At 72.8% G+C, this 23,884-nt stretch carries 19 protein-coding genes; 10 read left to right on the forward strand and 9 right to left on the reverse strand.

The genetic code is table 11. The features are described 5' to 3' along the window. From DEP02_RS31720 to DEP02_RS31735, 4 genes are all read left to right on the forward strand, one after another. A partial coding sequence (locus tag DEP02_RS31720) for a cellulose binding domain-containing protein (protein ID WP_198668690.1) occupies positions 1–769 on the forward strand: 769 nt, incomplete at its 5' end. Positions 770–1,134: 365 nt separating this feature from the next. Beyond that, positions 1,135–3,519: a phosphoketolase family protein gene (locus DEP02_RS31725; protein WP_112471125.1), complete on the forward strand. Its 2,385-nt coding sequence runs from the start codon at positions 1,135–1,137 to the stop codon at positions 3,517–3,519. A 112-nt stretch (positions 3,520–3,631) separates the two neighbouring features. Then, positions 3,632–4,327: a response regulator gene (locus DEP02_RS31730; protein ID WP_112471126.1), complete on the forward strand. Its 696-nt coding sequence runs from the start codon at positions 3,632–3,634 to the stop codon at positions 4,325–4,327. A gap of 161 nt (positions 4,328–4,488) precedes the next feature. After that, positions 4,489–5,385: a pyridoxamine 5'-phosphate oxidase family protein gene (locus DEP02_RS31735; RefSeq protein ID WP_112471127.1), complete on the forward strand. Its 897-nt coding sequence runs from the start codon at positions 4,489–4,491 to the stop codon at positions 5,383–5,385. On the opposite strand, the gene DEP02_RS31740 is transcribed toward DEP02_RS31735, so the two are convergent. From DEP02_RS31740 to DEP02_RS31750, 3 genes are all read right to left on the reverse strand, one after another. Next, positions 5,366–6,067, reverse strand: a complete 702-nt coding sequence (locus DEP02_RS31740) for a CBS domain-containing protein (protein ID WP_438947816.1) — start codon at positions 6,065–6,067, stop codon at positions 5,366–5,368. The two genes, DEP02_RS31735 and DEP02_RS31740, sit on opposite strands and share 20 nt — an antisense overlap. Before the next feature lie 11 nt (positions 6,068–6,078). Then, positions 6,079–6,531 (reverse strand): Crp/Fnr family transcriptional regulator, encoded by a 453-nt coding sequence (locus DEP02_RS31745; RefSeq protein ID WP_112471128.1) that lies wholly within the window; start codon positions 6,529–6,531, stop codon positions 6,079–6,081. A gap of 894 nt (positions 6,532–7,425) precedes the next feature. Further along, a complete protein-coding gene (locus tag DEP02_RS31750; protein ID WP_112471129.1) occupies positions 7,426–7,848 on the reverse strand; it encodes a pyridoxamine 5'-phosphate oxidase family protein in 423 nt (140 codons plus the stop codon). 244 nt (positions 7,849–8,092) lie between these two features. Here DEP02_RS31750 and DEP02_RS31755 point away from each other — a divergent pair, with 244 nt between their 5' ends. The 4 genes from DEP02_RS31755 to narI are packed head-to-tail and all read left to right on the forward strand — an operon-like array spanning position 8,093 to position 14,961. Beyond that, the gene (locus DEP02_RS31755) at positions 8,093–11,830 is read left to right on the forward strand and encodes a nitrate reductase subunit alpha (RefSeq protein ID WP_112471139.1); all 3,738 of its coding nucleotides are present in this window, start codon (positions 8,093–8,095) and stop codon (positions 11,828–11,830) included. A gap of 1 nt (position 11,831) precedes the next feature. Next, positions 11,832–13,532, forward strand: coding sequence for a nitrate reductase subunit beta (gene narH, locus DEP02_RS31760; protein ID WP_112471130.1), 1,701 nt, complete (start codon positions 11,832–11,834; stop codon positions 13,530–13,532). Then, positions 13,529–14,197 carry a nitrate reductase molybdenum cofactor assembly chaperone gene (gene narJ, locus DEP02_RS31765; RefSeq protein WP_112471131.1) on the forward strand — a complete coding sequence of 223 codons (669 nt, stop codon included), beginning with the start codon at positions 13,529–13,531 and terminating at the stop codon, positions 14,195–14,197. The genes narH and narJ overlap by 4 nt, the downstream gene beginning before the upstream one ends. After that, positions 14,194–14,961: a respiratory nitrate reductase subunit gamma gene (gene narI, locus DEP02_RS31770; RefSeq protein ID WP_112471132.1), complete on the forward strand. Its 768-nt coding sequence runs from the start codon at positions 14,194–14,196 to the stop codon at positions 14,959–14,961. The genes narJ and narI overlap by 4 nt, the downstream gene beginning before the upstream one ends. A 762-nt stretch (positions 14,962–15,723) precedes the next feature. Here narI and DEP02_RS31780 read toward each other — a convergent pair. The 4 genes from DEP02_RS31780 to DEP02_RS33780 form a co-directional block, all read right to left on the reverse strand. Beyond that, positions 15,724–16,632: an NmrA family NAD(P)-binding protein gene (locus DEP02_RS31780; protein ID WP_112471134.1), complete on the reverse strand. Its 909-nt coding sequence runs from the start codon at positions 16,630–16,632 to the stop codon at positions 15,724–15,726. A gap of 79 nt (positions 16,633–16,711) precedes the next feature. Continuing rightward, complete coding sequence (locus DEP02_RS31785) at positions 16,712–17,692, reverse strand: quinone oxidoreductase family protein (protein ID WP_112471135.1); 981 nt, start codon at positions 17,690–17,692, stop codon at positions 16,712–16,714. 458 nt (positions 17,693–18,150) lie between these two features. Continuing rightward, positions 18,151–18,636 (reverse strand): MarR family winged helix-turn-helix transcriptional regulator, encoded by a 486-nt coding sequence (locus DEP02_RS31790; RefSeq protein WP_112471136.1) that lies wholly within the window; start codon positions 18,634–18,636, stop codon positions 18,151–18,153. A 72-nt stretch (positions 18,637–18,708) separates the two neighbouring features. Then, a complete protein-coding gene (locus DEP02_RS33780) occupies positions 18,709–18,861 on the reverse strand; it encodes a hypothetical protein (RefSeq protein WP_157977587.1) in 153 nt (50 codons plus the stop codon). Positions 18,862–19,122: 261 nt separating this feature from the next. On the opposite strand from DEP02_RS33780, the gene DEP02_RS31795 reads away from it, so the two are divergent. Further along, positions 19,123–19,380: a hypothetical protein gene (locus DEP02_RS31795; protein ID WP_112471140.1), complete on the forward strand. Its 258-nt coding sequence runs from the start codon at positions 19,123–19,125 to the stop codon at positions 19,378–19,380. Next, positions 19,377–19,757 (forward strand): PIN domain-containing protein, encoded by a 381-nt coding sequence (locus tag DEP02_RS31800; protein WP_198668691.1) that lies wholly within the window; start codon positions 19,377–19,379, stop codon positions 19,755–19,757. The genes DEP02_RS31795 and DEP02_RS31800 overlap by 4 nt, the downstream gene beginning before the upstream one ends. 19 nt (positions 19,758–19,776) lie before the next feature. Here DEP02_RS31800 and DEP02_RS31805 read toward each other — a convergent pair whose 3' ends face one another. Together DEP02_RS31805 and DEP02_RS31810 are read right to left on the reverse strand one after the other, a co-directional pair. After that, positions 19,777–21,039 carry a TIGR02679 family protein gene (locus tag DEP02_RS31805; protein WP_112471142.1) on the reverse strand — a complete coding sequence of 421 codons (1,263 nt, stop codon included), beginning with the start codon at positions 21,037–21,039 and terminating at the stop codon, positions 19,777–19,779. Between the two features lie 20 nt (positions 21,040–21,059). Beyond that, on the reverse strand, positions 21,060–23,884 hold a 2,825-nt coding region (locus DEP02_RS31810; RefSeq protein WP_112471137.1), incomplete at its 5' end, for a TIGR02680 family protein.

Consider the following 23,884-nt stretch of genomic DNA (forward strand, 5'->3'; position numbering starts at 1 on the left):
CGCCGACGTGCGCCTCGGCACGCGCCGCCCCGAGCCGGCGCACACCGGCGGCGGGGAACCGGCCGAGGGCACCGCCCGGGCACGGGTCGTGCGCGGCAGCCTGCTCGCCGCGGCGGTCGTCCTGTCCGGGCTGGCGCTGGTGGTGTCGATGATGCCGTTCGGCGGCTCCACGGAGGACACCGCGCGCGGTGACGCCGGCACCCTGCCGGTCGCCGACTCCGGCCTGTCCCTGCCGGCCGACGGCCCTTCGCCGTCCACCTCCGTCTCCGCCTCGGCCCCCGGCTCCACCTCCACCTCCGCGTCCGCCTCGCACACGCCGTCCGTGAGCGGCACGGCGACCCGGGCCGGCCGCGGGAACCCCGACCCCGAACCCCAGGGCACTTCCACCGCCACCGCCGAGGGGGGCGGAACACCTGGCGCACCCGGCACACCCGGCCCGTACCCGAGCGCCCCGGCCGTCTGCCAGGTTCGCTACGACCTGACGAACCAGTGGACCGACGGCTTCCAGGCCGCCGTCACCGTCACCACCGCCCGCTCCCTCGACACCTGGCGCGTCGCCTGGTCCTTCCGCGACGGCCAGCGGGTCGCCCACATGTGGGACGCGAGCGTCGCCCAGCACGGCTCCCGCGTCACCGCCACCGCCGCCGACTACAACAAGCCCGTCGCCGCGGGCGGCACCCTGTCCTTCGGCTTCATCGGGACCTGGCAGGGCAGCAACACCACGCCGTACGGCTTCACGCTGAACGGCCACAGCTGCGCCGCCGCCTGACGGCGGGAGCAGGGAGACGGTCGGAGCCCGTGGACGGGGGCGGTCGGATTCTCGGGGGACAGGGGGCGGTCCGGTGCCTCACGGACGGGGTGGCCGGTGCCTTGTCGGGGGCGAGACGGCGGTCGGGCCCTCGCGGGGCAGGGGAGGTCGGACCCTCGCGGGGCAGGGAGCGGTCGGGGCCTCGCGGGGCAAGGGGCGGTCGGGTCCTCGCGGGAGGGGAGACGGCCGGATCTCGCGGGCAGGGACGGCCCGGCCCCGGGTGTGACCCGAACGGCCCTGTCGGGTACCCGGGCGGCCATGGAGGGTGGGGGTGTGCCGCCGGCACGCGGTACCCCGACCGCCGGCCCGACCCGGAAGGAACCCCGATGTCCGTCGAGACGCAGCAGGCACCCGCCGAGCTCACGGACGAGGAGCTCGCGAGGCTGGACGCCCACTGGCGCGCCGCGAACTACCTCTCCGTCGGCCAGATCTACCTGATGGCCAACCCGCTGCCGGCCGAACCGCTGCGCCCGGAGCACATCAAGCCGCGCCTGCTCGGCCACTGGGGCACCTCGCCCGGCCTCAACCTGGTCCACACCCACCTCAACCGGGTCATCAAGGCCCGCGACCTGAATGTCCTGTGCGTCTGGGGGCCCGGTCACGGCGGGCCCGCCGTGCTCGCCAACTCCTGGCTGGAGGGCTCGTACACCGAGACGTATCCGGACATCACCCGGGACGCGCACGGCATGGCGCGGCTGTTCAAGCAGTTCTCCTTTCCCGGCGGGGTGCCCAGCCACGTCGCCCCCGAGACGCCGGGCTCCATCCACGAGGGCGGCGAGCTCGGCTACGCGCTCTCCCACGCCTACGGCGCCGCGCTGGACAACCCGGACCTGGTCGTCGCCTGCGTGATCGGCGACGGCGAGGCGGAGACCGGCCCGCTGGCGGCGTCCTGGCACTCCAACAAGTTCCTCGACCCGGTCGAGGACGGCGCCGTCCTGCCGATCCTGCACCTCAACGGCTACAAGATCGCCAACCCGACGGTGCTCGCCCGCATCCCCGAGGCCGAACTCGACGAACTGCTCAGGGGATACGGCCACGACCCGATCCACGTCACCGGCGACGAACCGGCCGCCGTGCACCGTGCGATGGCCGAGGCCATGGACACCGCCCTCGACCGCATCGCCGCATTCCAGCGCGGTGCCCGCACCGGCGGTGTCACCGACCGGCCCCGCTGGCCCATGATCGTGCTGCGCACCCCCAAGGGCTGGACCGGCCCCGCCGAGGTCGACGGCCTGCCCGTGGAGGGCACCTGGCGCTCCCACCAGGTCCCGCTGGCCGCCGTCCGGGACAACCCCGAGCACCTGCGGCGACTGGAGCAGTGGCTGCGCTCGTACCGCCCCGAGGAGCTGTTCGACGAGCACGGCGCCCCGCGCCCCGACGTCCTGGCCTGCGTCCCCGAGGGCACCCGCCGGCTCGGCGCCACCCCGCACGCCAACGGCGGACTCCTGGTGCGCGAACTGCCGCTGCCGCCGCTGGAGAAGTACGCCGTCGAGGTCGACAAGCCCGGCGCGACCCTGCACGAACCCACCCGCGTCCTCGGCGAGATGCTCCAGGACGTCATGGCCGCCACCGCAGGCCGGCGCGACTTCCGTCTCGTCGGCCCCGACGAGACCGCCTCCAACCGCCTGCAGGCCGTCTACGCCGCCAGCGGCAAGGCCTGGCAGGCCGAGACCCTGCCGGTGGACGAACACCTCGACCGGCACGGCCGGGTGATGGAGATCCTGTCCGAACACACCTGCCAGGGCTGGCTGGAGGGCTACCTCCTCACCGGCCGGCACGGGCTGTTCTCCTGCTACGAGGCCTTCGTGCACATCGTCGACTCGATGGTCAACCAGCACATCAAGTGGCTGCGCGTCACCCGGAAACTGCCCTGGCGCGCCCCCGTCGCCTCCCTCAACTACCTGCTCACCTCGCACGTGTGGCGCCAGGACCACAACGGCTTCTCCCACCAGGACCCCGGCTTCGTCGACCACGTCCTCAACAAGAGCCCCGAAGCCGTCCGGGTCTACTTCCCGCCGGACGCCAACACCCTGCTGTCGGTGGCCGACCACGCGCTGCGCAGCCGGGACTACGTCAACGTGATCGTCGCCGGCAAGCAGCCCTGCTTCGACTGGCTCTCCATGGAGGAGGCCACCGTGCACTGCGCGCGTGGCGTCGGCATCTGGGACTGGGCCGGCACCGAGGACGGCAGCCGGGAGCCGGACGTGGTGCTGGCCTGCGCGGGCGACGTGCCCACGCAGGAGGTGCTGGCCGCCGCCCAGCTGCTGCGCGGGCACCTGCCCGAGCTGGCCGTGCGCGTGGTCAACGTGGTCGACATCGCCCGGCTGATGCCCAGCGAGGAGCACCCGCACGGGATGACCGACTTCGAGTACGACGGGCTGTTCACGCGGGACAAGCCGGTGCTGTTCGCCTACCACGGCTACCCGTGGCTGATCCACCGCCTGGCCTACCGGCGCGCCGGCCACCCCCACCTGCACGTGCGCGGCTACAAGGAGATCGGTACCACGACCACCCCGTTCGACATGGTGGTCAGCAACGACCTGGACCGCTACCGCCTGGTCATGGACGTCATCGACCGCGTCCCCGGCCTCGCGGTGCGCGCCGCCGCCGTACGCCAGCGCATGGAGGACGCCCGGCTGCGGCACCACGACTGGATCCGGGAACACGGAGTGGACATGCCCGAGGTCGCGGACTGGTCCTGGGACGGCTGAGACCGGCCCGCCGCGGGGTCGGGGCCGACCGGCCCTGGCCCCGCGGCGGGACGAGGGGAAGAATCGCGGTGGACACCGATGACGGTATGACGACGGCACAAGGAGCGATTCGATGGCGGACCGTGAGCAGGCCGGGGCCGACACCCCGATCCGGGTCTTCCTCCTCGACGACCACGAGGTGGTACGGCGCGGGGTGCACGACCTGCTGAACGACGAACCGGACATCACGGTGGTCGGGGAGGCCGCGACCGCCGAGCAGGCCCTGGTCCGCGTGCCCGCGCTGCGCCCGGACGTGGCGGTGCTCGACGTCCGGCTGCCGGACGGCGACGGCGTGACCGTCTGCCGTGAGCTGCGCTCCCGCCTGCCGGAGCTGGCCTGCCTGATGCTGACCTCGTTCGACGACGAGGAGGCGCTGCTGGACTCGATCATGGCGGGCGCCTCCGGCTACGTACTGAAGCAGATCCAGGGCTCGGACCTGGTCTCGGCGGTGCGTACCGTGGCGCGCGGCCAGTCACTGCTCGACCCCAGCGCCACCGCGAAGCTGATGGCCCGGTTGCGGGGCGGGCAGGAGCCGGAGGAGAAGGAGCCGGACGCGCTGCCCGGGCTGACCGACCGGGAGCGGGAGATCCTGGCCCTGATCGGTGAGGGGCTGACCAACCGGCAGATCGGTCAGCGGCTGTACCTGGCCGAGAAGACGGTGAAGAACCACATCTCCCGGCTGCTGGCCAAGCTCGGCGTGGAGCGGCGCGTGCAGGCCGCCGTGATCGCCACCCAGGCCCGGGACCGGCTGCGCGGCGAGGGCCGCTGACGCAGCCCGGACCGCGGGCCGGGGCTCCGGCCCGGGATCGCGGTCCGGCTGTCGGTCCGGACTGCGGCCGGGATCGAGGTCCGGGCCCGGCTGGTGAGGGTCGCCGGCACGGGCGATCCTGGAGAGCGGACTCCTTGAGGGAAGGCAGGGAAGGCAGGGTCATGCGTGCTCAGCTTGGCGATCGGCTGGTCGTCGAAAGCCCGGTCACCGGCGCCACCCGGCGCGACGGCGAGATCGTCGGCCTGCACCACGACGACGGCACACCCCCGTACGACGTGCGCTGGTCGGACACCGGGGAGGTCACGGTGGTGTTCCCCGGGCCGGACGCGCACATCCAGCACGAACCGCCGCACCAGCAGCACGAGCCGCACCAGCACGAGCCCCACGAGCCGTACGAGGGCGCGGCCCCGGCGGGCAACCCCGGTGACGTCGGGCGGCGCATCGCCGCCGCCCGCACCCGCGCGGGCCTCAGCCTGGAGGAGGCCGCCGGCCGGGCGCGGATGTCACCGCAGTACCTCGCCTACCTGGAGGGACACCCCTCCGACCCCAGCCCGGCCACCCTGCTGCGGTTGGCCGACGCACTGGGCACCACGCTCGACGGGCTGCGCGGCGGCGGCCAGGAACGCCCGCCGGGACAGGGACAGCCGCTGCTCCACCCCCGGCTGGTGGACCTCGACGAGGACGAGTGCCGGGCGCTGCTGTCCACGCACGGCGTCGGGCGCGTCGCGCTGACCACCGAGGACGGACCCGTCGTGTACCCGGTGAACTACGACGTGGTGGACGGCGACCTCGTCTTCCGCACCGCGCCCGACGCGGCGCCCGCCGAGGCCGTCGACGCGGAGGTCGCCTTCGAGGTGGACCGCGTCGACGAGGCGATGAGCCAGGGGTGGAGCGTGCTCGCGCTCGGCCGCGCCGAAGCCATGACGGACCCCGAGGAGGTGCGCCGGCTTCAGGAGCGGGCCCGCTCCTCCCCCTGGGCGGGCGGGCAGCGCACACTGTGGGTGCGGATCCGCCCCACCCGCCTGACGGGACGCCGTATCACGCCGGCCGATCAGTGAGCGCGGCGCCGCTCGTGAGGTTGCACTCGACGTCGACGACGCCCTCCACGGCGCGCACCAGTCGGGCGGCGACGGGGACGAGAGAGGTGTCCCGGATGCGGCCGGTGAGGGTGACCACGCCGTCGTGGACCTCGACGTGGACGGGGCCGGACGGGGCGCGGAAGAGATAGGAGACGATCTCCCGGCGGACCTCCTCGGCGATGTCGTCGTCCGGGCGCAGGAAGACCTTCAGCAGGTCACCCCGGCTGACCAGGCCCTCGAGCAGGCCCTTGTCGTCGACGACGGGCAGCCGCTTGACCCGGTGCAGGGCCATGAGGCGGGCGGCCTCGGCGAGGGGGGCGTCGGCGTGGACGGTGACGGCCGGGGCGGTCATCACGTCCCCGGCGGTGAGCCCGCCCGCCTTGGCCAGGTCGGGCAGACGGCGCAGCTGGGTGAACCGGTCCGGGTCGCTGTCGCGGAACTCCTCCTTGGGCAGCAGGTCGGCCTCCGAGACGACACCGACCACCCGGCCCTCGCCCTCCAGCACGGGAAGGGCGCCGACCTTCCACTGCCCCATGAGCTGGACGATGGTCTTGAACGGGGCCTCGCGGCCCACGGACACGACGGTGTGCGTCATCACGTCGCTCACGATGTGCGGGCTGCTGTGCACGGTCTCCTCCTCGCTGCGCCGGGTCGCGGTCATGGCCCCTCCCCTCACTTCGTGCCGCTGCCGTAGGGGGCGTACAGGTCCAGGAGCCGGATGCGCGCCGAGTGCAGACGGTGAGCGACCACCTTGCCGACCCACACGGCGACCGCGCGGCCGAACTCGGGGTCCTCCTCGCACAGCTTCCGCACGGCGTCGGCATCGAACTCGTACGCGCGCACCGGGCTCGTCGCCTCGGCGCCCAGATGCCAGACGTACGGCGGGAAGTGCCAGGACCAGCCGACCAGTTCACCGTGGCCCAGCGACTCGATGACGGCGGCGCGCCGGCCGGGGACGTGCAGGTCGAGAGCGACCGTCCCGGTCTTGATGATCCAGAACCGGTCGGCGTGCCGTCCCTCCTCGAACAGGCGGGTGCCGACGTCGAAGGACACGTCGCGGGCGAGGGACATCAGGCGTGTGCGGTACTCCGTCGGCAGGGCCGAGGCCAGCGTGGTGGAGGTCATCGTCTCCGGCTCCTTTCGTACCCGCCGCCGAGCCCGGCCGGCGAGCGGCGTCGCTCAGTCCCCTCCGGGATGCCGTGGGGGCTGCTGATTCCAGCCTGTGCTCCGGCGGCGCCCACCGCCACAGGCCACCCGGACCCGGCGGTTGGGCCGTTCGGCCCAACCGCCGGCCGTCCGGCACGGCGGGGCCGGCCACCGCCCCGGCTGCCGCCAGCCGACTGCTCCGGTGTTGCGGGCCGGCTGCTCTGGTGTTGCGGGCTGTGCTGCCTCGGCTCCTGGGCACCCGGTCCTTGACCTCCGGCCCCCGGGCCCTGGTCCTCGGCCTCCGGGCCCTGGTCCTCGGCTCCCGGACCCTGGCCCTCGGCCCCCGGGCCTCGGCTCCTGGAGCCCGGAGCCCGGAGCCCGGAGCCCGGACTCCTGACTCCGGACTCCTGACTCCGGACTCCTGACTCCGGACTCCTGACTCCGGACTCCTGACTCCGGACTCCTGACCCCGGACTCCTGACCCCGGACTCCGGAGCCAGGAGCCCGGCCCTGGCCCTCGGCCCCGGAGTCTGGATTTTGGTCCTTGGGTGCCAGAGCCTGGACCCCGGCCCTGGCCTTTGGCCCCGGAGCCCGGCCCTGGCCCTTGGCCCCCGGAGTCTGGATTTTGGTCCTTGGGTGCCAGAGCCTGGACCCCGGCCCTGGCCTTTGGCCCCGGAGCCCGGCCCTGGCCTTTGGCCCCCGGAGCCCGGATCCTGGTCCTTGGGCCCCGGCCTCCGGGCCTCGGGCCCTCGGCTCCTGGACCTCGACCCCGGGCCGTGGCGTCCCGGCCCTTGCCTCCCGGGCCTTGCCCCGGGCCATGATGCTCGGGCATCCCGGCACCCCGGCACCCCGGTGCCGTGCCGCCCGGGCGGCTCAGCCCGTGGCGCGCAGGTCCGTGAGTTCGCGGCCCGTGATCATCGTGGCCTCGATGCGGATGAAGACGTCGTCCTGGATGGGCATCCACGAGTCGGGCCCCGTCCGCAGCAGCCGTTCGTGCTCGGCGGGGTCGGCGACCACATGGGCCTGGCCGGTCACGACCACGCTCCAGCCGGACCGGGTCTCCGTGTTGAACTCGTCGGCCTCGAAGGCGACCACGACACCGTCGACGGCGCGCACCAGGTCCGACCGGGCCGAGGTCCGCACGAGCACGGAGGCGTCCGTGTCCAGGGCGAAGTTCACGGGCAGTACCGCCGGAAGGGCCTGCCGCGTGTACACGACCCGCCCGACCGGCACCTTGCCCAGCAGCCGCAGGCACTCCTGCCGGTCCAGCGCGCGAAAGCCGTCGTTGTGCACCATCCGTCCATCCTCCCCGCGCGGTTCCGCCGACGGTTAGGGCCGATCGGCCCTAACCGTCGGCGGGAAAGATCCGTAGCCTCCCGGATCCGGGCCGGTCCACAGCGGGTCGCCCGGCAGCAGAAGGGCCGTGATTACAGGTGTGGGCCCTGCCTGTTGTGGTTATGGGAGTGGTGGCTTTTCCCAGTGAGCATCCACGGGGCGAGACCCGGGAGGGAGCGGCGCGGTGGCCACGGAGACCGATCCGGTGACGGAGGGAACAGGCGGGGCACGGTCGGCGGGGCCGGCCGGTGAGCTGACGGACGCGCTGGTGCGCTCGCGCCGGTTCTTCACCCGGGCGGAGGTCTCCGAGGACCTGCGCACCCTGCACAAGAAGGGCGGGCGCCGGGCGGACGACTTCTACCGGGACCGCTGGTCGCACGACAAGGTGGTCCGCTCCACCCACGGCGTGAACTGCACCGGTTCCTGCTCGTGGAAGGTGTACGTCAAGGACGGCATCATCACCTGGGAGGCCCAGCAGACCGACTACCCCTCGGTCGGCCCCGACCGCCCCGAGTACGAGCCGCGCGGCTGCCCCCGCGGCGCCGCGTTCTCCTGGTACACGTACTCGCCGACCCGGGTCCGCTACCCCTACGTCCGCGGCGTGCTCCTGCAGATGTACCGGGAGGCGAAGGCCCGGCTGGGCGACCCGGTCGCGGCCTGGGCGGACATCGTCTCCGACCCCGAGCGCGCCCGCCGCTACAAGGCCGCGCGCGGCAAGGGCGGCCTGGTGCGGGCGAGTTGGGACGAAGCGGTGGAGATGGTCGCCGCCGCGCACGTGCACACCATCAAGGAGTACGGCCCCGACCGGCTGGCCGGCTTCTCGCCGATCCCGGCGATGTCGATGGTCTCGCACGCCGCCGGGGCCCGCTTCTACTCGCTGCTCGGCGGCGTGATGCTGTCCTTCTACGACTGGTACGCGGACCTGCCGGTCGCCTCCCCGCAGGTCTTCGGCGACCAGACGGACGTACCGGAGTCGGGGGACTGGTGGGACGCCGGCTACCTGATCATGTGGGGTTCCAACCTGCCGGTGACCCGCACCCCGGACGCCCACTGGATGGCCGAGGCCCGCTACCGCGGCCAGAAGGTGGTGGCGGTCTCCCCGGACTACGCGGACAACGTCAAGTTCGCCGACGAGTGGCTTCCCGCCCAGCCCGGCACCGACGGGGCCCTCGCCATGGCCATGGGCCACGTGGTGCTCAAGGAGTTCTTCGTCGACCGCCGCACCCCGTACTTCGAGGAGTACGTCAAGCGGTACACGGACCTGCCGTTCCTGGTCGCCCTCGACGAACGCGAGCCGGGGACGGGTACGGGGACTGGGACGTACACGCCCGGCAAGTTCCTCACCGCCGCCGACCTCGGCGGTGAGCACGCGACCGCCGAGTACGCGGAGTTCCGCACCGTGCTGCTGGACGCCGACGGCAGCCCCGTCGTCCCGAACGGCACGCTCGGCGACCGGTACGGCGAGAGCGGGGCCGGGAAGTGGAACCTGGACCTGGGCGGCACCGACCCGCTGCTGTCCGCCGAGGGCGGCGGCGAGGACCCGGTGACGGTGGAGCTGCCCCGCTTCGACGCCCCCGACGGCAGCGCGGGCCTGCTGCGGCGCGGAGTGCCCGTACGGCGGATCGCGGGACGGCTGGTCACCACGGTGTACGACCTCCTCCTCGCCCAGTACGGCGTGGCCCGCCCCGGCCTGCCCGGCCGCTGGCCCACGTCCTACGACGACGCCGAGGAGCCGTACACGCCCGCCTGGCAGGCCGCGATCACCGGGGTGGACGCGGGCCGGGCGGCCCGGATCGCCCGGGAGTTCGCCGCCAACGCCGAGGAGTCCCGCGGCCGTTCGATGATCATCATGGGGGCGGGCACCAACCACTGGTTCCACTCCGACACCATCTACCGCGCCTTCCTCACCCTGACCACGCTCACCGGCTGCCAAGGTGTCAACGGCGGCGGCTGGGCGCACTACGTCGGCCAGGAGAAGGTCCGCCCGATCACCGGCTACTCCGCGCTCGCGACGGCCTCCGACTGGAACCGCCCGGCCCGGCAGATGATCCAGACGGCGTACTGGTACCTGCACAGCGACCAGTTCCGCTACGACCCCTTCTCCGCCGACACCCTCGCCGCGGCCGGCGCGGCCGGAGCGGGCGGCCCCTTCGCCGGGATGGCCACCGCGGACGTGATCGCCGCCTCCGCGCGCATGGGCTGGATGCCGTCGTACCCGACCTTCGACCGCAACCCGCTCGACCTCGCCGACGAGGCCGAGGCGGCCGGGCGCCCGGTCGCCGAGCACGTGGTGGAGGAACTGAAGGCCGAGCGACTGGGGTTCGCGGGCGAGGACCCGGACGCGCCGGAGAACTTCCCGCGCGTCCTGACCATCTGGCGGGCCAACCTGCTCGGCTCCTCCGCGAAGGGCAACGAGTACTTCCTCAAGCACCTGCTGGGCACCGACTCCTCGGTGAACGCCGCCGAGGCACCGCCCGAGGCCCGCCCGAGGGACGTGGTGTGGCGGGAGGAGGCCCCCGTCGGCAAGCTGGACCTGCTGCTGACCCTGGACTTCCGCATGACCAGCACCACCGTCTTCTCGGACGTGGTGCTGCCGGCCGCCACCTGGTACGAGAAGCACGACCTGTCCAGCACCGACATGCACCCCTACGTGCACGCCTTCAACCCGGCGATCGCCCCGCCCTGGCAGACCCGCACCGACTGGGACGCCTTCCTCACCCTGGCCCGCGAGTTCAGCCGGCTCGGCGCCGCCCACCTCGGCGTGCGCAAGGACGTGGTCGCCGCCCCGCTGATGCACGACACCCCGGACGAACTGGCCACCCCGCACGGCCGCGTACGCGACTGGAAGGCCGGCGAGTGCGAACCCGTCCCCGGCCGGACCATGCCCAAACTCGTCACCGTCGAACGCGACTACGGGGCCGTCGCCGACAAGATGACCGCCCTCGGCCCACTGCTCGACTCCCTCGGCGCGACCACCAAGGGCGTCACCTTCAAGCTGGACCGGGAACTGGACTACCTGCGGCACAAGAACGGCACGGTGCGCGGGGGAGCGGCGGCCGGGCGGCCCGCGCTCGCCCGGGACGTGCACGCCTGCGAGGCCATCCTCGCCCTGTCCGGCACCACCAACGGCCACCTGGCCACCCAGGGCTTCCACACCCTCGAGAACCGCACCGGAACCCGGCTCGCCGACCTGGCCGCCGAGCACGAGGGCAAGCGGATCACCTTCGCCGACACCCAGGAAGCCCCCGTGCCGGTCATCACCAGCCCCGAGTGGTCCGGCTCGGAGAGCGGCGGCCGGCGCTACTCGCCGTTCACCGTCAACGTCGAGCGCCACAAGCCCTGGCACACCCTCACCGGCCGCCAGCACTTCTACCTCGACCACGACTGGATGACCGCGCTCGGCGAACAACTCCCCGTCTACCGGCCACCGTTGAACATGAACGCCCTGTTCGGCGAGCCACGCCTGGGCGAACAGGGCGAACTCGGCATCACCGTCCGCTACCTGACCCCGCACAACAAGTGGTCCATCCACTCCGAGTACCAGGACAACCTGTTCATGCTGTCCCTGTCCCGGGGCGGACCCACCATCTGGATGAGCACCCAGGACGCGGCGAAGATCGGCGTGCGCGACAACGACTGGATCGAGGCGGTCAACCGCAACGGCGTCGTCGCCGCCCGCGCGGTCGTCTCGCACCGCATGCCCGAGGGCACCGTCTACATGCACCACGCCCAGGACCGGCTGATCGACGTGCCCCGCACCGAGACCACCGGCCGCCGCGGCGGCATCCACAACTCCCTCACCCGGCTGCTGGTCAAACCCAGCCACCTCATCGGCGGCTACGCCCAGCTGTCGTACGCCTTCAACTACCTCGGCCCGACCGGCAACCAGCGCGACGAGGTGACGGTGATCCGCCGCCGCACCGACCAGGAGGTGACCTACTGACATGCGCCTCATGGCCCAGATGGCGATGGTGATGAACCTCGACAAGTGCATCGGCTGCCACACCTGCTCGGTCACCTGCAAACAGGCGTGGACCAACCGCACCGGCGTCGAGTACGTGTGGTTCAACAACGTCGAGACCCGCCCCGGCCAGGGCTACCCCCGCCGCTACGAGGACCAGGACACCTGGCGCGGCGGCTGGGAGCTGAACAAGCGCGGCCGGCTCGCGCTGAAGGCCGGCGGCCGGTTCAAGAAGCTGATCACCATCTTCTCCAACCCCGTACTGCCCTCGCTCGACGACTACTACGAACCCTGGACCTACGACTACGAGACCCTGACCAACGCCCCGCTGCAGGAGCACACCCCGGTCGCCCGCCCCAAGTCCCTCATCACCGGCAAGGACATGAAGATCTCCTGGTCGGCGAACTGGGACGACAACCTCGGCGGCTCCGACCGGCACGGCGACAAGGACGTCCTGCTCGGCGAGGTCTCCGAGAAGATCAAGCTGGAGTTCGAGCAGACGTTCATGTTCTACCTGCCGCGGATCTGCGAGCACTGCCTCAACCCGTCCTGTGCCGCCTCCTGCCCCTCCGGGGCGATCTACAAGCGGGAGGAGGACGGCATCGTCCTCGTCGACCAGGACCGCTGCCGGGGCTGGCGGATGTGCGTGACCGGCTGCCCGTACAAGAAGGTCTACTTCAACCACCGCACCGGCAAGGCCGAGAAGTGCACCTTCTGCTTCCCGCGCGTCGAGGTCGGCCTGCCCACCGTCTGCTCCGAGACCTGCGTCGGCCGGCTGCGCTACATCGGCCTGGTCCTCTACGACGCCGACAAGGTCCTTCAGGCCGCCTCCACCCCGGACGACACCGACCTGTACGAGGCACAGCGCCAGGTCTTCCTCGACCCCCACGACCCGCACGTCGTCGCCGAGGCCGAGAAGGCCGGCATCCCCCGCGACTGGATCGAGGCCGCCCAGCGCTCCCCGGTGTACGCCCTGATCAACACCTACAAGGTGGCACTGCCGCTGCACCCGGAGTACCGCACCCTGCCCATGGTCTGGTACGTCCCGCCGCTCTCCCCGGTCGTCGACGCCGTACGCGACACCGGCGAGGACGCCGAGGACCACCGCAACCTCTTCGCCGCCGTCGACACCCTGCGCATCCCCGTCGACTACCTCGCCCAGCTGTTCACCGCCGGCGACCCCGCCCCCGTGGACGCCGTCCTGCGCCGCCTCGCCGCCATGCGCTCCTACATGCGCGACATCAACATGGGCCGCGAACCCAACGCTGACATCCCCGAGCAGGTCGGCATGGGCGAGGAGCAGATGTACGACATGTACCGGCTGCTGGCGCTGGCCAAGTACGACGAGCGGTACGTCATCCCGCCCGCCCACGCCGAACAGGCCCACAACCTGGAGGAACTCGCCACCGAGTGCAGCCTGGACTACGAGGGCGGACCCGGCATGGGAGGTTCCGGGCCCTTCGGCGAGACCTCCGGCGGCGCGGCACCCATCGCCGTGGAGAACTACCGCGCCCTGCGCGACCGGCAGACCTCCGACACCCCGGCCGCCCCCACCGACAAGGAAACCCGCGTCAACCTCCTCAACTGGGACGGCAAGGGCGCTCCACCGGGCCTGTTCCCGCCCCGGACCCCCGATGGTGACACCAGCGTCGACAGCGGCGGGGAGGTCGAGCCGAAGCCATGAGCATGAGGAGGAGACTCAGGCCCGCCACGGCCCGCACCGAACCCTGGCACCCGTACGCCTGGCAGACGCAGTCCCTGCTGCTGGCCTACCCGGACGAGCAGTTCCCGCAGCGCCTCGCCCTCGCCCACCGCGTGGCCCCCACCCTGCCGGCCCGCGTCCGCGACCCCCTGCTCCGCTTCACCGGACACGCCGAGAACACCCCCGCCGACGAACTGGCCGCCGCCTACGTCGCCACCTTCGACCACCGCAAGCGCTGCTGCCCCTACCTGACCTACTACGCGCACGGCGACACCCGCAAGCGCGGCATCGCCCTGCTCCGCCTCAAGCAGGCCTATGCCGCCGCCGGACTGCGCCTGAGCGACGACGAACTCCCCGACCACCTCGCCGTCGTACTCGAATGCGCGGGCATGGACCCGCCCACCGGACACCGGCTGCTCACCGAGCACCGCGCCGGCCTCGAACTGCTCCGCCTGGCCCTGCGCGCGGAGGACTCGCCCTGGACGGCCGTACTGGAGTCCGTCTCCGCCACGCTCCCACCCCTCAAGGGCGACGAGCAGCAGGCCGTCGCCCGGCTCGCCGCCGAGGGCCCGCCCGAGGAACAGGTCGGGCTCGCCCCGTACACACCCTCGCAGTACATGCCCGACCCGGCAGGAGGCCCGCGATGACCGCACCCGCGCAGCCCTTCACCACGGCCGCCGAGACAGGCCCCGGCAGCCTCCTGCTGTGGGTGATCCTGCCCTACCTGTCCCTGGCCTTCTTCGTCCTCGGCCACATCTGGCGCTACCGCTACGACAAGTTCGGCTGGACCACCCGCTCCTCCCAGCTCTACGAGAACCGGCTGCTGCGCATCGGCAGCCCGCTGTTCCACTTCGGCGTCCTCGTCGTCCTGCTCGGCCACATCGGGGGCCTGATCATCCCCAAGAGCTGGACCGAGGCGGTCGGCATGAGCGAGAACACGTACCACCTGGCGGCCGTGATCCTCGGCACCGTCGCCGGAGTGTGCACCGTGGGCGGCCTGGCCATCCTGGTCTACCGGCGCCGCACCGTCGGCCCGGTGTTCTCCGCCACCACCCGCAACGACAAGGCGATGTACCTCTCGCTCACCGTGACGATCCTGCTCGGCCTGGCCGCGACGGTCGCCGCGAACGTCGTCGGCGGCGGCTACGACTACCGCGAGACCATCTCCCCCTGGTTCCGCTCGATCTTCTACCTCCAGCCCCACGCGGACCTGATGAGCGGCGCACCCCTCCTCTTCCAGCTCCACGCCCTCAGCGCCCTGTTGTTGTTCGCCTTCTGGCCCTTCACCCGCCTGGTCCACATGCTCACCGCCCCCCTCGGCTACCTCACCCGCCCCTACATCGTCTACCGCAGCCGCGACGCCCAACTGGGCACGAGGGCCCCGCGCCGCGGCTGGGAACGCATCGGCTGACGAGGACCACCTGCGCGAGAGCCCTGCCGCCCGACAGGAACCGGCAGGGCTCTCGCGCTCGTACGACCGTCAGACGTCCCGCTCCGACGAGGACGGCCCGACGAACCCCACCCACGCCTCACGCGACACCCCGGGGACGGGCCCGGCTCAACGCACACGCAGGGGACGCCGTCACGCCGCATGTCTCGTACACGTGACGACGCCGCACGTACAACCGCTTCGCGTCGGTGCGTCACCAGTGCCGGACTTGGTGACGACCAGGCGTCCGTCCTGCGCTTCACGTCCACGCCGCGCAGCCACGCGCTGATCGACCGGGAGTCGTACCTGCCCACCGCCCCGGCCGCCGGCATGCCCGGGCTGACGGACGCCGGGCGCAGGCGCCGGTCACGCGTTCTCGAGTACGGGAACGGGGCTGTCGGGGGTGTCGAGCCACACCTCGTGTCGGGGAGCCGGCGGCCCTGGCGGAGATGCTGCAGGCGGTGGCCCGTGGCTGGTACCCCGAGCTTGCGCCCCGCTTCGCCGCCCGCGCGGAAGCATTTACCGGTGTTCGCCCACCCGTCCCGCTGCACTCCGAGGTGAGGAAGACGACCGCGCGTGAGTTCGGACCAGTACGCCTCGGAGATCCTGGCCGCCGCCGAGCACGGTGAGCGGATCACGGGGACCAAGAGCGGCCGCCCTGCCACCGCCGGTGGCGGACGAGACTTTCGTACCTCCGTGCCCCGCGGATCCCATGGGCGGGGACGGCGGAGCACACCAGGCGTGTCACGCCCTGGGCGCGGCCTCCCGAACCAGGTCCTCCAGCGACCCCGGCTTGACCTGCGGGTACTTGGCGTTGTCCAGGACGTCGAACTTGCCCTTGCCCGTGACCATGCACCACTGGTACTGGAGCGCCACATAGTCGAACGGGTTCTGGGTGAGGCCCGCCTGCCGTGTGATCTCGGCACGCAGTTCGTCGGCGGTGCCGAGGGTCTTCAGGACAAAGATACGGCCGGTGGCCCGCTGCAAGGTCTGGTGGAACTGCCGCATCGACAGCACCTCACCGGCGAACCGCAGGGTGCCCTTGGCCCCCGGGCCGAGGGCGACGGCCGCGGTGTAGGCGGCCGTGTCGGCGACCGAGGTGAGGTCGAGCGGCTGGTCGGGGTCGCCCCAGTGGGAGACCGTACCCGCCTCCCAGTCGACGAGCCCCATGAAGCCGATCATGACCTCGTAGAAGGCGCCGTTGAGCACGGAGATCACCTCCAGGCCCGTGTCCGCATAAGCGGCCGCGGCCTGCCGACGCCAATCGATCATGAAGTTGTCGCCGTCCTCCAGCTTCGTGACGTCGACAGCGAAGTCGGACGGGATGAACCGGCGGGCACCGGCCTTCTCCGCGGCGCGCACCAGGTTCACCTGCCCGTCCACGATCAGGTCGGGGCCGCCCTGTACCGCCGAGATCACGGTGGTGGCGTCGCCGATCGCCGCGGCCAGCTTCTCCACGGGGTCGGTGATGTCGCCCTCGACGAGCTCGAGGCCGCGCGCCTCCAGGGCCGCGAGCGCGGCCTTCCTGTCGCCCTCGGTGCCCGGCCGGACAAGGGCGCGCACGGGGGCGCCCTTGTCGAGGAGTGCACTGACGATCCGGCTTCCCAGCAGGCCGGTGGCGCCGACCACGAAGGTCTTGGGTGCGGTGCTCATGGTGTGTGTCTCCTCGGTAAGGCCCGGGCCATGGCCGGCCTGGGCCATTGTGAACGATGTGCGTGGTACGAGAGATGGTTCACGGGATGAGCAGGGTCTTGCCGACGGTGCGACGCGACTCCACGGCGGCATGCGCGTCGGCTGCCTGCTCCAGCGGGAAGCTCTGCCCGACGACCGGCTTGATCGCGCCGGCGACGGCCAGACCGAGGACGTCGGTGACCAGTTCGCGGGCGTGGTCGGGCTGGTTCCAGATGAGGCCCGCGCTGAACCCGGTGAGGGTCAGGCCCCGGCCGAACAGCTCCATGGGCTGCACGTCGAGCGGCTGCCCGCTGGAGAAGCCGAATACGATCTGCCGGCCGGTGCCCGGAGCGAGCAGACCGAACGACTCGCGTCCGAGCTCGCCGCCGATGTGGTCGTAGACCACGTCGACGGCGCCCTGTGCGACCTGGCGCACCCGGTCCGTCCAACCGGGCGTCGAGTAGTCGACGACGTGGTCGGCGCCCAGCTCCTTGACAAGGTCGAGCTTGTGGTCGCCGCGAGCCGTTCCGATCACGGTCGCGCCGGTCCGCTTGAGCAGCTGCACGAGGATCGTGCCGACGGCCCCGCCAGCAGCCTGCACCAGGACCCGGTCGCCCGCCGTGACACGCGCCGTGTCGATCAGGCCACGAGCGGTGGCTCCGTAGCGGTAGAGAGCGACGGCGTCCGGGAAGTCCAGTCCGGCCGGCAGCGGGATGAGCGAGGTGGCAGGCGCGAGGGCGAGTTCGGCATAGCCGCCGGTGCCCGCGGTGGTGGCGAGCACCCGGCTGCCGACGAGCGCCGGATCGACGCCCGCGCCGACCTCGACGACGTCGCCCGCGACCTCCTTGCCCAGGATCACCGGCAGAGGCGCACCGGCCAGTGCCCCACGCATCATGCCGGAGCGGACCTGAGTCTCCAGGAACTGGATGCCGACCGCGGCCACGCGAATTGCCGCCTCGCCCGGGGCGGGATGCGGATCCGGCACCTCAGTGAGGGTCAGCCGGTCCGGCGGACCGAAGTCTTTCAGCAGGACGGCACGCACCTGTCCTCACTCCTTCGTGGTGAACAGTGAACGGGATTACTTGTCCGCGACGACGGGGACGAGCAGACGGCTGTCGAACCGGCCGCCAGTGCGGAGGATGTGGGCGCCCGCGTTGCGGGTGACACGGTGTCCAGGCAGCACACCGGTGATGACGTCGCCTGCCTGGACGACGAGTTCGCGGTGTCCGCCCGCCTGTCAGGAGCGGTTCTGGGCGATGCGCGGCAGGACGAGTGCGGATACAGCGCCGAGGACCACGAAGGCCGCGGCCACCAGGATGGACAGCGGAGCGATGTTCATGAGGGATACGTCGAGCAGGACCATGGACTGGCCGAGTAGGCAAGGGTGACGACCACCCCCGGCGGGGCGGTGCGGTCCCGGCGCTGCCGGGCGGCGGGACTGGAGTGGTCAACTGGCTGCCACTCGCGGCGCCTTGAGTCCCCAGGCGGTGCACGGGTTCCTTACCCTTTCTTCTTGATCGCTTCAGCGAACGCGGTCAGATGCTCGGCCAAACGCTCGATCTCGGCGGTGTCCCAGTCCGCCATCAGCTCGGCCACCGTGTCAGCTCGCGCCTTCCGGAGCCTGCGGACGGCAAGCTTCCCCGCCCGGCTGACGCTGACCAACTGGGCACGGGCGTCCGCCGGGTCGGGCTCACGGACGATGAAACCGCGGGCCTCCAGCCGCTTGGCGGGCGGCGTGAGCGTGGACTTGTCGACCTCCATCAGCTCCGCGAGGACCGACAGACGCACCGGTGCGTGCTGGGAGATCTGGGCGAGCAACGTGTAGTCCCCCAGGGACAGTTCGAGTCCGGAGGCCGCCATGATCCGGCGCCGCGCCGCGGTGGAGAACATCCAGTTGCCCACCGTGGCAAGAGCCGTGGCCACCTCGTCCGAAGCCTTGCGCTGCTCGTCCGGGCCTCCCTGGGACCCGGATGACGTACGTCCCATCTCCCCCACCACGATCTCGATTAGTTGATTTTGCTAAACCAACTAATACTCTGCGGTTCGATCCATGGCAAGTCAGATTTCCTCGGTCCGGCCCAGGGCCGGCTGCGGGATTCCCCTGCGGCCGTCGCCGTACAGTCGTCGGCTCGAAGGCCCCCGCTCGCGGACCCCGGCCGTGCCGACGTACTCCGGCTCGACGTCATCCACCGACACCTCGTCCGCGTCCATCCCGGGCCTCCGGTGCGCCGCCGGCCAGCCTTGACGACCGTGGGCAGGACCGGGACGCACACCCGGAGAAGGCCGAGGCGCGCCACGGAATGCACGGAGACGACTGAGGCGTCTGTTCACTTGCCCGGGGGTCTCCGAGGCTGCCCGGACATCGCAGAGGCAGGGCAGTTCGACAGTGGCTCGGCCATCGACTGGCCCGCCGGGCTGGACGGGTACGTACCCGTACCCGTACCCTCGTGGGGTCAGAACGAGGAGGGCACCATGTCCGACGCCAACGTCCGTATCCCCGCCGAAGCTCGCGACAGACTCGCTCGGATAGCTTCCTCCGAAGGCATGTCGCTGCGGGGCTACCTGTCCCATCTCGCCGAGACGCTGCTCACCCCCGAGGAGCGCGCAGAGCGGGCCGAGCGGGCTCGCGTCGCCCTGCGGAAGTGGAACGGCTACGACCCGAGCGCGAGCGAACAGGAGGCTCTCGACGCGGAGCTGGACCGACGGCTGAGCGAGGCGGGGGCCAGGTGACCGAGCCCCTGCACATCGTCCTGGACGACACGGCGATGGTCGCGGCCGGAAAGGGCAACGTACTCGCTTCCCGGCTGATCCATCGCGCGCATGCCGAGGCGGGCTGGTTCCTGTACGCCCCGGCATGCGCCCTGGTCTCGGCAGACCGCGTACGGCCGGGCACCGCGGAGCATCTCGCCGCGCTCCCCGATATCACGGTTCTCGACCTGGATCTGCCCGCCGCGCTCGCCGTGGCGCGCGACACGTCCTGGGCCTCCGCCCACGCGCGATACGCCGCCGAGCCGACGGCGGAGCGGCCGAGCGGCGCGGTGATCGCCACCACCGCGCCCGAAACCTGGAAGGGACAGCCCGTACGGATCATCGACCTCAGTCCCTGAGCTCTCCGAGAGTCTCCGGTCAGGGGGCGAGATCGGTCAGGAGGCCGTCCAGGACGGTCTCTTCCTCGATACGCACGCCCAGTTCGGTGAGGGCCGGGCGCAGGTCCGGGTCCCATGGGGCGTCGGCCGGGGTGCCGGTCAGGGGCGGGGCCAGGGGGGTGGCGGCGGCTGCGGTGCGGTAGTCGGCGGCCGTGTAGCGCCAGGGGTGCCAGGGCACGCGGCGCAGCAGGGCGGCGGCGATGCGCAGACCGCCCCAGTCGAAGTCGCCGTGGTAGTGGAGCACGGAGCCGTGGGCGTGCAGGTGGCGCAGCAGGGTGAGGGCGGCGGCCGAGGGCTGGCCCTGGAGGCAGACCAGGGGCGGGCAGGCGGGACCCAGGGTGTCGGCCGCGGTGGCCAGGACGGTGGGGTTCTCGCACACGTGCACGGCGGCGGGCGCCGTGCGCGGCGGTACGCGGGTGAGCTGGCGCAGTGTCAGGACCGCTGGTTCTCCCGAGTCGGCCGCCCAGTCGAGGGCGGGGGTGCCGCGCAGGCCCAGGGTGAGGACGGTGGAGGACAGGGCGTCCTTGAGGAGCCCGGCCGAGGCCCAGGCCTCGCGGCGCCACTCGGCACCGCTGCCGTCGGGGAAGCCGGTCAGGGCGCGCACGCCGGACAGGACGAGGGTGGCGAGCGGGGCGCCGTCGTCGAGGGCGTGGGCGTCGCCGAACGCGGCGGCGGCGAAGGCGGACAGGGACACGGCCGGGTCGGCCGGCAGCCGGCGCAGGGCTTCGGCGGTGTCGCCGAGCAGGGTTTTCGCCGCGTGCGGGGTGCGGGCGAGACGGCGTACCAGGCCGTCCTGGCGCAGCCGGTCGGCCCACTCGGCCAGCTCGGGCCTATCGGTGCGGATCAGTGAGTCGAGCGGGGCGTGAGCGTCCCGCCAGGCGTGCGCCTCCCGTTCGCGTACGTCGGCGAGCCGGGCGACCGGGCCGGTGAGGGCGGTGACGGCGGCGGCCAGGCCGTCGGGGCTGATCCCGGAGCGCCGCAGGACCGCGTCCACCGTGTCCAGCCGTACGCTCAGCGAGCGCCCGGCGCCCGGAGCGCGGCCCAGCAGTCGCTCGGCGGCGGCGCGCTGCGCGGCGGTGGGGGCGGCCAGGGCGACCGGTCCGGTCAGGGGTTCGTCCCGTTCCATGCGGCGGCGCACCCGGTCGATCAGCCAGGCCAGTTCGGGGCCGCCCAGGAGGCGGGACAGGCGGTCGTGGTCGACGGGGGCCGAAAGCGGCCGGGGTGTGTTCGTGTCCTCGCTCATGCTGTCCTCGGGTCCACGGCTCACGTCGTCCACAGGGAGTCCTGGCCCTCCGTCGTGCCCGCGGTGGTCTGCGCGGAGACGGTCGTCAGCCGGCGGTCGGGTTCGGTGCCGGGCATGCGTTCGGTGCCGTCCCACTCCCAGCGGGTCACCAGGACCGCGGGGATCTCGTCGACGCGGGAGAGCTGGGCGATGGCGATGCCGGGGACCTGCGGGTAGCAGGCCCACTCGCGTTCGCTGGTCATCACCACGTCCAGGTCGAAGGCGTGCAGCAGCCCCAGGCACTTGGCGCGGGAGTCGTCGTCGACACCGGCGAAGGCCTCGTCCAGCGTGACCAGGCGCGGGGCGTGCGGGGCGGCCGTGGCGTAGTGCGAGGAGGCCGCGGCGAACAACGGCACGCTCACCGCCAGGACGCGCTCGCCGCCGGAGGCGGGACCGGTGGCCGGGACCCACTTGCCGTGCTGGTGGCGTTCGATGCCGAACTCGTGCCAGGCCCGGTAGTCGAGGGCGGCGGTGAGCACCTCCAGCCAGCTGCCCGCCCGGTCGTCGGACTGCCGGCGGCCGATCTCGGCCTGCAGGAACCCGCCGACCGCGGCCCGGTCCTCGGGCGTCCAGGCGTCGGCGGACTGCCGCAGCCGTTCGCGGGCCTGGGCCAGACCGGCCGGCGCCCTGCGCGAGGGGCGCCACACCAGGCGCAGCCGCATGCCGGTGGAGGTGGGCCGCTCCTGCAGCTCGGCGTTCATGGCGCGCACCTGGCGCTCGGCGGCGCCGATCAGCTCCTGCAGGGTGCCGGCGACCTCGGTCAGCAGGTGCGTTTCGAGGATCTCGCGCTCGTGCGCGGACAGGATGCGCGTCAGCTCGGCCACTTCCGCGGCGAGCGCCTCGGCGAGCTCGGGCACGGCCCGCTCGCGGCCCTGGTAGACGATCTCGACGACCATGCCGTCCTCCACCATGCGGGCGGTGGCGCTGTGGCCGCCCCGGGACAGCGCGTCCTGGAGCTTCTTGTACTCCTCGCTCAGCCGCTTCTGCACCCGCTCCCAGGCGCCGTCGGAGTCGTCGGTGCCGGACAGTTCGGCCTCGACGGAGCGGGCGAGCGCGACGGCCGGGGTGGCGGCCCAGGGGCCGGACTCCAGCGGAGGTACGGACAGCTCGGGCAGGGCGACGGACATGAGGCCGGTGCCTGCGAACCGCTGGAGGGCGGCGATGGCCTCGGCACGGGACGCGGTCGCCTCACGGACGTCCACCTCCAGCCGTTCGATGTGCCCCTGCGCCCGGTGGGCGCGCCGGTCGGCGGCCGTGTGGTCCTCGCGTGCCCGGCGCTGGTCGCGGTCGCAGGCGGCCAGCGCGGCGGAGGTCTCGGCGAGGCGCCGTTCGAGCTCCGCGACCGCGGCGCCGACGGTGGAGCGCAGGGTGGCGTGGCGCTCGTCGGCGGCGGCCGCGAGACGGCCCGACTCCTCCGCCCGCAGGGCCAGTTCGGCGACCCTTTCGCCGGCCTGCTCCGCTTCCGCGCGCTCCTCGGTGAGCGAGCGCGTCGCCTCGGCACGTTCGCGCAGGGCAGGCCACAGACCGGCGAGGACGGCGGCGTGATCGGCCAGGGCCTGGCGTACGGCGGCCAGGCCCGCCTGGTCGGCCGGCAGGTCCAACGCGGCGGCGGTCTCGGTGAGTTCACCGTCCGCCTCGGCTTCCTGCCGGGTGGCCTCCGCCAGTTCGCCGGCGCGTTCGTCGCGGCGGGTGCGGGCCCGGTGGGCGGCGTCCGCCGCCGCGGCGGCGAGTGCGTGGGCGTGGCGCAGGGCGGCGTCGTCGGGGACGGCGGCCAGCTCGGCGTCCAGGGTGTGACGGCACCGGTCCACCGAGGTGCGTTCGGCCGCCAGGCGGGCCATGTCGCCCGCCAGGGTGTCGAGTTCGGTGCGCAGGGCGCTCATGCGGGCTCGCCGTGCCTCTTCACGGGCACCCTCGCCCACGTACACGGCCGCCGGCTTCGACCAGCTGCCGGTGAGTGCGCCGACGCGGAAGCGGCCGTCCGCCGCCACCCAGGTGTCGCGGCCGGTGCCCGCACCACCCTCGTACCACGAGCCGGTGACCGGGTCCGGCGCCCAGACGTCCTCGCCCCGGCCGAGTCCGATCGCGGCCAGCAGCCGGGCCACCGCAGGCTCGCCCACTGCCGTGGCGCGCGCGTCGCCGTGGTCGACGGCCGGGCGCAGCACGTCGGCGAGTGTCGGGCCGGGCGGTGGGGCCCCGGGCGGCAGCGGGGACAGCAGCAGGTCGTGTCCGTCGGCGTGTACGGCGGTGCCGTCCGGGCGCACCCAGGCGTCCAGCAGCCCGGACGCCTCCAACGCCGCCTCCAGGCCCGCCCGTTCACCGGCCCCGACATGGTCGCGGAAGTCGATCAGCCGCCACAGGGGCGCCCCCGGCACCCGCTCACGTACCCCGGGCGTACGGGTGTGGGGCTCGGTGGGGCCGGGCTGGCCGCCTGCCTCCAGCCCGGCGAGTTCCCGCCCGGCCTCGGTGTGCCGGGCCCGGAGTCCGGCCAGTTCCTGCCCGAGAGCGGCCGCCCGGTCGGCCAGCCGTGCCGTCCGTGTGCGATGCGCCTCGGCTGCCTGTTCCCGTGCCGGATACCGGCCCTGCAGGTGCGTCACCCAGTCCTGCAGGCCGTCCAGCAGCCCGGTGGGGTCGGCGACGGACAGCTCCTCGCAGGCGTCCAGATGAGCGCGTACGAGGGCGACGAGGTCCCGGCCCGCCGCGGCGGCGGTCTCCTCCGCCTCGGCCTGCCGCACGGTGGTGTGGCCGGCGTCGGTCTCGGCCTCGTCCAGCCGGCGGGCGGCGGCCCGGCGCTCGCCGGCGGCCCGGC

Origin of the sequence: Streptomyces triticisoli (assembly GCF_003270085.1) — a bacterium.
Taxonomy (GTDB): Bacteria; Actinomycetota; Actinomycetes; order Streptomycetales; family Streptomycetaceae; genus Streptomyces; species Streptomyces triticisoli.

Excerpts from the sequence above, each read along its gene's own strand:
- DEP02_RS31750 (WP_112471129.1), bottom strand. The coding sequence starts at position 7,848 with ATGGTGCACAACGACGGCTTTCGCGCGCTGGACCGGCAGGAGTGCCTG.
- DEP02_RS33780 (WP_157977587.1), bottom strand. The coding sequence starts at position 18,861 with ATGGACGCGGACGAGGTGTCGGTGGATGACGTCGAGCCGGAGTACGTC.
- DEP02_RS31795 (WP_112471140.1), top strand. The coding sequence starts at position 19,123 with ATGTCCGACGCCAACGTCCGTATCCCCGCCGAAGCTCGCGACAGACTC.
- DEP02_RS31780 (WP_112471134.1), bottom strand. The coding sequence starts at position 16,632 with ATGAGCACCGCACCCAAGACCTTCGTGGTCGGCGCCACCGGCCTGCTG.
- DEP02_RS31740 (WP_438947816.1), bottom strand. The coding sequence starts at position 6,067 with ATGACCGCGACCCGGCGCAGCGAGGAGGAGACCGTGCACAGCAGCCCG.
- narI (WP_112471132.1), top strand. The coding sequence starts at position 14,194 with ATGACCGCACCCGCGCAGCCCTTCACCACGGCCGCCGAGACAGGCCCC.
- narJ (WP_112471131.1), top strand. The coding sequence starts at position 13,529 with ATGAGCATGAGGAGGAGACTCAGGCCCGCCACGGCCCGCACCGAACCC.
- narH (WP_112471130.1), top strand. The coding sequence starts at position 11,832 with ATGCGCCTCATGGCCCAGATGGCGATGGTGATGAACCTCGACAAGTGC.
- DEP02_RS31730 (WP_112471126.1), top strand. The coding sequence starts at position 3,632 with ATGGCGGACCGTGAGCAGGCCGGGGCCGACACCCCGATCCGGGTCTTC.
- DEP02_RS31745 (WP_112471128.1), bottom strand. The coding sequence starts at position 6,531 with ATGACCTCCACCACGCTGGCCTCGGCCCTGCCGACGGAGTACCGCACA.
- DEP02_RS31735 (WP_112471127.1), top strand. The coding sequence starts at position 4,489 with ATGCGTGCTCAGCTTGGCGATCGGCTGGTCGTCGAAAGCCCGGTCACC.
- DEP02_RS31805 (WP_112471142.1), bottom strand. The coding sequence starts at position 21,039 with ATGAGCGAGGACACGAACACACCCCGGCCGCTTTCGGCCCCCGTCGAC.
- DEP02_RS31725 (WP_112471125.1), top strand. The coding sequence starts at position 1,135 with ATGTCCGTCGAGACGCAGCAGGCACCCGCCGAGCTCACGGACGAGGAG.
- DEP02_RS31790 (WP_112471136.1), bottom strand. The coding sequence starts at position 18,636 with ATGGGACGTACGTCATCCGGGTCCCAGGGAGGCCCGGACGAGCAGCGC.